Below are 550 nucleotides of genomic sequence, written 5' to 3' on the forward strand. Positions count from 1 at the left end.
TTACAAGGGCGAGTGGATGGAAGCCACCGAAGCGCTGAAAGTCGCCGGTCTGACCCCGCTGACTTTGGCGGCGAAGGAAGGCCTGGCGCTGCTCAACGGCACTCAGGTGTCCACCGCATTCGCGTTGCGCGGTCTGTTCGAAGGTGAAGACTTGTTCGCCGGCGCGCTGGCGCTGGGCGGTCTGACGGTTGAAGCGGTGCTCGGTTCGCGCTCGCCGTTCGATGCCCGTATCCACGCCGCCCGTGGCCAGAAGGGCCAGATCGACACCGCTGCCGCTTACCGCGATCTGCTCGGCGAGCGCAGCGAAGTGTCCGATTCGCACCAGAACTGCGAGAAGGTCCAGGATCCGTACTCGCTGCGTTGCCAGCCGCAGGTCATGGGCGCGTGTCTGACCCAGTTCCGTCAGGCCGCCGAGGTGCTGGTGATCGAAGCCAACGCCGTGTCGGATAATCCATTGGTGTTCGCGGCTGAAGGCGATGTGATTTCCGGTGGCAACTTCCACGCCGAGCCAGTGGCCATGGCTGCTGACAACATGGCCCTGGCCATTGCT

1 protein-coding gene is annotated in these 550 nt (G+C 64.2%); it reads left to right on the forward strand.

Annotated features, from left to right (window positions below):
* On the forward strand, positions 1 to 550 hold a 550-nt coding region (locus tag ACKLNA_RS29135), incomplete at both ends, for an aromatic amino acid lyase (RefSeq protein WP_408987848.1).

The organism is Pseudomonas sp. UV AK001, from assembly GCF_046097675.1.
In the GTDB taxonomy this organism is placed as follows: domain Bacteria; phylum Pseudomonadota; class Gammaproteobacteria; order Pseudomonadales; family Pseudomonadaceae; genus Aquipseudomonas; species Aquipseudomonas kribbensis.